7 protein-coding genes are annotated in these 6,282 nt (G+C 52.7%); 3 read left to right on the top strand and 4 right to left on the bottom strand.

Annotated features, from left to right (window positions below):
* Positions 1 to 867: hypothetical protein (locus BMX04_RS19255; RefSeq protein WP_139194638.1), on the bottom strand; the 867-nt coding region annotated here is incomplete at its 3' end.
* Positions 867 to 2,165: a tyrosine-type recombinase/integrase gene (locus BMX04_RS18715; protein ID WP_074788354.1), complete on the bottom strand. Its 1,299-nt coding sequence runs from the start codon at positions 2,163 to 2,165 to the stop codon at positions 867 to 869. The genes BMX04_RS19255 and BMX04_RS18715, both read right to left, overlap by 1 nt.
* A 401-nt stretch (positions 2,166 to 2,566) precedes the next feature.
* Here BMX04_RS18715 and BMX04_RS19790 point away from each other — a divergent pair, with 401 nt between their 5' ends.
* The 3 genes from BMX04_RS19790 (at position 2,567) to BMX04_RS18700 (ending at position 5,158) form a co-directional block, all read left to right on the top strand.
* Positions 2,567 to 3,562 carry a tetratricopeptide repeat protein gene (locus BMX04_RS19790; RefSeq protein ID WP_276325626.1) on the top strand — a complete coding sequence of 332 codons (996 nt, stop codon included), beginning with the start codon at positions 2,567 to 2,569 and terminating at the stop codon, positions 3,560 to 3,562.
* A 46-nt stretch (positions 3,563 to 3,608) separates the two neighbouring features.
* A complete protein-coding gene (locus tag BMX04_RS18955; protein ID WP_083398244.1) occupies positions 3,609 to 3,914 on the top strand; it encodes a hypothetical protein in 306 nt (101 codons plus the stop codon).
* 701 nt (positions 3,915 to 4,615) lie between these two features.
* A complete protein-coding gene (locus BMX04_RS18700) occupies positions 4,616 to 5,158 on the top strand; it encodes a lipid-binding SYLF domain-containing protein (protein WP_175477415.1) in 543 nt (180 codons plus the stop codon).
* A gap of 145 nt (positions 5,159 to 5,303) precedes the next feature.
* Here BMX04_RS18700 and BMX04_RS18950 read toward each other — a convergent pair whose 3' ends face one another.
* Together BMX04_RS18950 and BMX04_RS18690 are read right to left on the bottom strand one after the other, a co-directional pair.
* Positions 5,304 to 5,882 (bottom strand): VPLPA-CTERM sorting domain-containing protein, encoded by a 579-nt coding sequence (locus BMX04_RS18950; protein ID WP_083398242.1) that lies wholly within the window; start codon positions 5,880 to 5,882, stop codon positions 5,304 to 5,306.
* A gap of 75 nt (positions 5,883 to 5,957) precedes the next feature.
* On the bottom strand, positions 5,958 to 6,282 hold a 325-nt coding region (locus BMX04_RS18690; protein ID WP_175477394.1), incomplete at its 5' end, for a transposase.

The raw sequence follows: 6,282 nt of genomic DNA, 5'->3' as shown, positions 1-6,282 counted from the left end.
ACGAAACTGAAAACGCATAAACTTAATCAAGGATGAGCCAGAGCCTCCAAACGAAAGCACGCTCTGATGTCCCAAATTATCTGACGACGCACACATGCCCTTCGGGCAACCAACAGTAGGAGAGCTCCACACTTCAAGTGCAATCAAGGCGCCTTCGACTGCAAGACAATAGGAGTTTGCAGGAATGGTGCCGGAGCGCGAAAATTTCACATCTAGCAGCTTGCTCGCCTGAGAGGCGCCAGCGGTCTCCATTGCGATATTTGCCTGGTCGAAAAATGCAGCAACTAGTTCAGCGACTACTATTGACGCCAAGCTGCCTCGTCCGTTGGCCTCGTAGATATACATCCAGCCACGAATATCTGTTATAGCTTTGTTCAGGTAGTCTACAGCGGTCCAAGGCTCGGATAGTAAGCTTTCTATTTCATCATCAAGAAAGCCGAGCAATCTAAACTCTTCCTCAATATTTAAATGTTCAACATCATCATTGTCACAATGGCCAACTGCGCGGTCGCACATAGTCAATGCTAGGGCTTCGTAGGCCTCATCTAATGACGTCAATCTTTTGCGGATCTCACCAATCGAAGCACTCTTGTCGCCCTCGCAAAGCTGCCATTTACCAGCTAAGCACAATGACCAATAAATATCATTGGCCCGCGGCCAGAGAAAGCTTTTCACTGCATCCTCGACAGATACTCCAGCTTGTATCGCTAAAACTTGAGCACCACTACCCTGAGCGGCATTTTCCAAGACCTTAGCAAGCGCAGTAATGCGCTTCATCCATTCGTTTTTCCGTTCTGCGGAAGAAGCCCCTCTTAGCAATAAGAACCAGTCATTTTTCGGTTTGCGAGGTGGCCCAACCCGCGCCATCAGACCCCGCCTCCGGCTGCGAAAGACACTACATCGCTAGCATCGGCCCGCCCGTCGAGAAAGTCCGACCATGCAGACATCATAGCGCGACGTCGCTCTAGCATGTCAGAGCGCCGGTAGGCGCGTTCCACAGCACTGCCCACATCGTGAGCAAGCGCCATTTCCGCCATATCACGCGGATAGCCGCACTCTGCTGTCCAGTCACGAAATGTCGAGCGCAGACCGTGGGGCACCGCAGGACGGCCGGACGCGCGATCTAACCATCCGGCGCACCCGACATCAATTTCTGCCTGCTGCATCCGCCGCATGACGGCGGAGAGCGACATATCGGAGAGAACACCACCTCGGGGGGCGCTGAATACGGGGCGACCACAGTCAGTGGGATCGGCGTCGGGGGCCACCGCCATGCTCTCCAATAATGAAAACGCGGGTGCGGAAAGTGGAACACGATGCTCACGGCTCGCCTTCATGCGGTCGGCAGGTACGGTCCAGACGCCTGTCGTCAGATCAACTTCCGCCCAAGTCATGCCACGCACCTCACCTGAACGAGCCGCAGTCAGGGTAAGAAATTCAAGCGCACGTGCCGCCACTCCGTCGCGACCGCGGAGTGCCGAATACCAGGCAGAGACATCAGAACTTGCCAATGCTGGGTGATGAACCGTTTTGGCGACGCGCTGAGGTTTTGGAAGCATCTCTGACAAATTGCCTTTCCAGCGCGCGGCGTTCTCGCCCTCACGATGTCCGGCTGCCGTAGCCCAAGATAGAATAGCTTCTATTCGCCCACGTAGGCGTGAAGCAGTTTCCGTTTTCTCATTCCAAATTGGTTGCAGAACGCGGAGGACATCAGCGGTGCCAACTTGGCCGATGGGGAGCTTGCCAAGAATTGGCAGTGCATATGTGTCCAGCGTGCTGCGCCATTGTTTGCGATGCTTGTCGGACCGGAACTCGGACGATTTAGCTGCAATAGCGTGCTCGGCCGCGGTGGCAAAAGTCATAAAAGTGCGTGCGTTTCGCCGAAGGGCAATAGGGTCGTTACCTGCTTGCACGGTACGCATGTTATCAAGCGCCGCTTCCCGCGCAGCGGCTAGGGTCACAATTGGGGGCGTGCCTAGACCGATTTCCCGCCGTCGCCCCGAAATCACGATGCGCTGCACCCAGCGGCGGCTTCCTGATGGTTCGACGCGCAGTATCAGCCCAAGTCCGCCACCGTCGTGGTATTTGCCTGGTTCGTGTACCGTGCGGACGAAAGCCGCGCTAAGCGGCTTTCCTGCTCTCGGCTTGGTAATGGCGCTTGACATATCTGTCCCCCTGCCTGTCCCCCACAAAGTAGGGGAACGCAGGGGATTTCACAAGCCCCCTTGGGACGAGTTCTAAGAGAAGCCATTGATTTTATAGGTACTTTGGATGCGCGTGGGAACGTGTGGGCATCGGACATGGCTGCCTGTCTCTCCGCCACTTGCCCTTGATTTTATTGGGTAAAATAGACAAAAAAGACCAATACCCCACATTAAGCCCCACATAGAAAAAACCCTTAAGGGTGTTTTGCTTTTTTCCTTCAAACTGCACTGAAGGAAAAATGACTATCGCCGCCGGTTCCAGTTTGTCACCTTCTGGCGTTTACCCTCCCCCTGTCGGGCCTCTTGGCTCCTTACCGTAACGCCACCATCTGCGACCGGGTGCCTAGCCCTCGCGAGTTTTCATGCGGAATATGATCCTATTTGCCGAACGCCCACCCTTCGGTGCAGCTTGTATCGGTGATGCCACAAAAGGAATGGCTATTATGAGATTCATTCGCTGCGCAGCTCTGGCGCTGATGCTCACACCTACACTTAGCGCTGCGCAGAACCTCGATGTTGGACTAACTGCCGCCAGAGCAGGTGACTTCGCTACGGCGCTGAGCGAACTTAGACCGCTTGCCGAGCAGGGCGATGCATTGGCGCAGCACAACCTCGGTGTAATGTACTACAATGGCCACGGGGTGTTGCAGGACTTCGCTGAGGCTGCACGGCTGTACAGGCTTGCAGCTGAGCAAGGGTTTGCCGCTGCACAATCGAATTTAGGCGCGATGTATTCTGAGGGTCAGGGCTTGGTTAAAGATTATGGCGAAGCGGCGAAATTATACCGTTTAGCTGCTGAGCAGGGTGACAAGACGGCGCAATTCAACCTGGGTTTCGCGTATCAGCATGGGCAGGGAGTGAACCAAGACATCAATGAAGCAATTGAATGGTACCGTTCTGCCGCAGAACAAGGATTAACCTTTGCACAGGCGAATCTTGGGGCAGTGTTCGCTTATGGCAAAGGTGTACCGCAGGACAACGTAAAGGCGGTTCAATGGTGGCGCATGGCCGCTGAGGGAGGCGATGCTCTTTCACAATCCAGGCTTGGGTTCGCTTATGCCAACGGCGAAGGTGTGCCACAAGACTACACCGAAGCGGCGAAATGGTTAAAGTTGGCAGCAAAAAAAGGCGACGTGACGGCGCAATTCAACCTAGGCGGACAATACCAACACGGATTGGGGGTAGTCCAAGACTACGCTACCGCTCATATGTGGTATAACATTGCGGCTGCGAAAGGTGACAAGCAAGCTGGTGCCCTGCGCGATACCCTTGCAGACAGAATGACAAATGACGCCATTTCCGAAGCCCAGAAACGTGCCCGAGAATGCATGGCATCCAGCTATCAGGACTGTGATTGATCGATAGGCATAGTGTTTAGACTAAGGAAAGTTCGTAGGAATTGGTATGATACTGGAAATCGCTTTGGGCATAGTGCTGGGGGCTATTCTGATATACCTCCTTCCCGTCATTTTTGTGTTGGCGATGTACGCATTAATGTTCGCTATTGCTGTTATTTTTTTGGCTTTGCTGGGTTGGGGGGATACGAACTCTATCATTTCATCATTCAAGATTTCTCGTCTTCGCCTTCCTTGCATGATGTTTCAAAGCTTTGGACTTAGGCATTCCCAGCGCGACAAAACGTTTTCTTTCAGCCCTTGCTACCAGAAATCTCGCTCGCGACCCTTTTGGCATCTCGCACCAGTTCGTTGATTTCTGCCCTCATCTCGACCCATTCCCGCGACCGACCGCCATGCTTCCACTGCGGATGCGATGGCCCAGCCTTGTGACCGCCGCCCGCGCCGTGAACGCGACACACGGCCCACCCACGCACCGCTGGGCACTTGCAGCGCTCACCCGTGCGCTTGGCCTTGGCACGGCATCTGGGGGCGTCTTTGAGGCGCTGGACGGGGCTGATGGGGTTAGCGTTACTTTTTCTCGCCATCCCCACCCCGATGGCTCACGGTGCAGACAATGGCCTGTCTGAACGCGCTTATCACTAAAAATGCCCGCAACGATGTAACGTCGCGGGCTACTCTTCCTCTAATTGGCATGGCGCTTGCAAACGCGCTTGGGACGCACGCGCCTCGAAGGTAAATCCTCCGCACTACACCAAGACTGACGACCAAAATACTTGATAACCTGTTAATTATAAATGAATTAACATATTCTGTCTTTGAGATGCGTCATAGCGAAAGAATAATTTTCATGCAGCGGCACAGCCGAAACCAGCCGAGTCGCCGATGTGATACACCAGCATTCGCCATGCAGCGTTTGTGGTACAGCTTGTCCGAAAGGCATAATTCATGAACAAATCTCAAGCTCTGTAAAGCGATGTACTAAGATGCATTTTTGGCGAAATGGAATAGGGTTTGTTTAAGAGAATGAGTGGTTTTCGAGTTGCGATAACAGTCATGGCAACCAGCGCTTTAATGAACCTCAGTGCCTGTGGCGTCGGCGGTTTTGGAGTGACCGACTTACGGAAAGATATTTTTCGTGCGGGGCTGTCGGTAGACGCCACCGCGACACTCGCAAGGCTAACGGCTTCTGAACCTGAGTCGGCAAACATTACTCAAAAAGCGCAGGCTCTGCTGATTTTTCCCCATATCATAAAGGGCGGGTATGGAATTGGGCTGGCAACTGGCAATGGGGTTTGGCGAGAAGATGGTAAAAAACAAAGTTACTATAGATCGACTGCCGCATCGTACGGTTTTCAGGGCGGCGTCACGAGTTTTGGCTATGTGATGGCTTTCATGGATCAGGCCTCAATAGACTATGTCCAAAACTCGAATGGTTGGGAAGTGGGGGTTGGCCCATCCGTAATGGTCGCGGACTTTGGCTTCATGAACAAACTGTCAACGACGACTGTCAGAAAAGGCATAGTCGTTTTCTTCGTTGATCGAGTTGGGTTTTTTGCGGGGAGCGGGATCGAAGGAACAAAGATTAATCCCCTCTAGTTATGATTGATTAAAGGGCAATGAACTTACCTACCGGTCGTTTCGCAGCCGCGGCGTTGCTTTTGCAATCAGACCGGTAGGATTCAATCTATAAAAGCAAAAGACGCGCCATGAAAGCGCGTCCTTTGTAGTAAGATGTAGTAACTCAGGCTGCTTTGCGTCTCCGCCGAGCTAATCCCAACCCACCAAGCGCACTCAAAAACAGGAAGCCTGTTGCAGGAAGTGGAACCGGCGCAACAGTTGCAGACGCTAAGTAAAATTGGCTTTGAGTGTAAGAAAAGTTATAAACCGAAGAGCCTGAAAGGAACTCAAATCCATTAGTCACGAGGCCGTTTGAAACAGTTACTGCATTACCATTAATATTCAGCCCGCCAGACAGCGCAACGTGCCCGTCATCGTTGAAGAAGATATCACTGATATTCACGGTTTTACCGAAATCGAGGGTCAGCGTTTCGCCGCCTTGAGAGTTCTGCACATTGTCGTCTGAAGTATTTGAGCCAGTTCCTGTCGCGCACCCAGAGCTGCCAATAGATCCGTGCGTAGTAGAACAAACTCCCAGCCCGGCATTTCCTTTGTCAAAAAACGCATCGGCGAAAGTTTGATTCACGTTGCTGCCGGAAGCATTCAACGTAATTCCGTCAATCGTCAGCCCCCCTGGAAAAACATCGCTCCAATTTTTCTCAACAGAGCCAATGAAATTAGGGTCTGAGTTATTGTCTGCCATTGAGACAAAATTGAAGGTCGCTGCGGCTGAAGCGTTTGCTGTGGAGTTATGCCCAAAAGTTGGTGACGGCTGTCATCAGGCGGCGTTTTGAAGTTGCTTGATCCCGTCTTTGAACTCAACCCCCTGAATGACTTCGGGCAGTCGGTTTGTGCCGCTGAGCTTTCGCCATTTTTTCTTGGCTGACATCATTAGCTTGAAGACCATGGACAGGGCCGTTTTGCGGCTTAGGCAGCCCTTGGTCTTGCGGGTTCGGTTGCGCACGGTAGCGAAGACGCTTTCGATGGGGTTTGTCGTGCGGATGTGCTTCCAGTGCTCGGCAGGGAAGTCGTAGAATGTCAGCAGCACGTTGCGATCCTTGGTCAGCTTTTTGACCGCACGCTCGTATTTGACACCGTAAGTT

The organism is Roseovarius tolerans, assembly GCF_900109855.1.
Taxonomy (GTDB): domain Bacteria; phylum Pseudomonadota; class Alphaproteobacteria; order Rhodobacterales; family Rhodobacteraceae; genus Roseovarius; species Roseovarius tolerans.
This window is presented reverse-complemented; position numbering and strand designations above follow the sequence as displayed.

Excerpts from the sequence above, each read along its gene's own strand:
- BMX04_RS18715 (WP_074788354.1), bottom strand. The coding sequence starts at position 2,165 with ATGTCAAGCGCCATTACCAAGCCGAGAGCAGGAAAGCCGCTTAGCGCG.
- BMX04_RS19790 (WP_276325626.1), top strand. The coding sequence starts at position 2,567 with ATGCGGAATATGATCCTATTTGCCGAACGCCCACCCTTCGGTGCAGCT.
- BMX04_RS18955 (WP_083398244.1), top strand. The coding sequence starts at position 3,609 with ATGATACTGGAAATCGCTTTGGGCATAGTGCTGGGGGCTATTCTGATA.
- BMX04_RS18700 (WP_175477415.1), top strand. The coding sequence starts at position 4,616 with ATGGCAACCAGCGCTTTAATGAACCTCAGTGCCTGTGGCGTCGGCGGT.
- BMX04_RS18950 (WP_083398242.1), bottom strand. The coding sequence starts at position 5,882 with ATGGCAGACAATAACTCAGACCCTAATTTCATTGGCTCTGTTGAGAAA.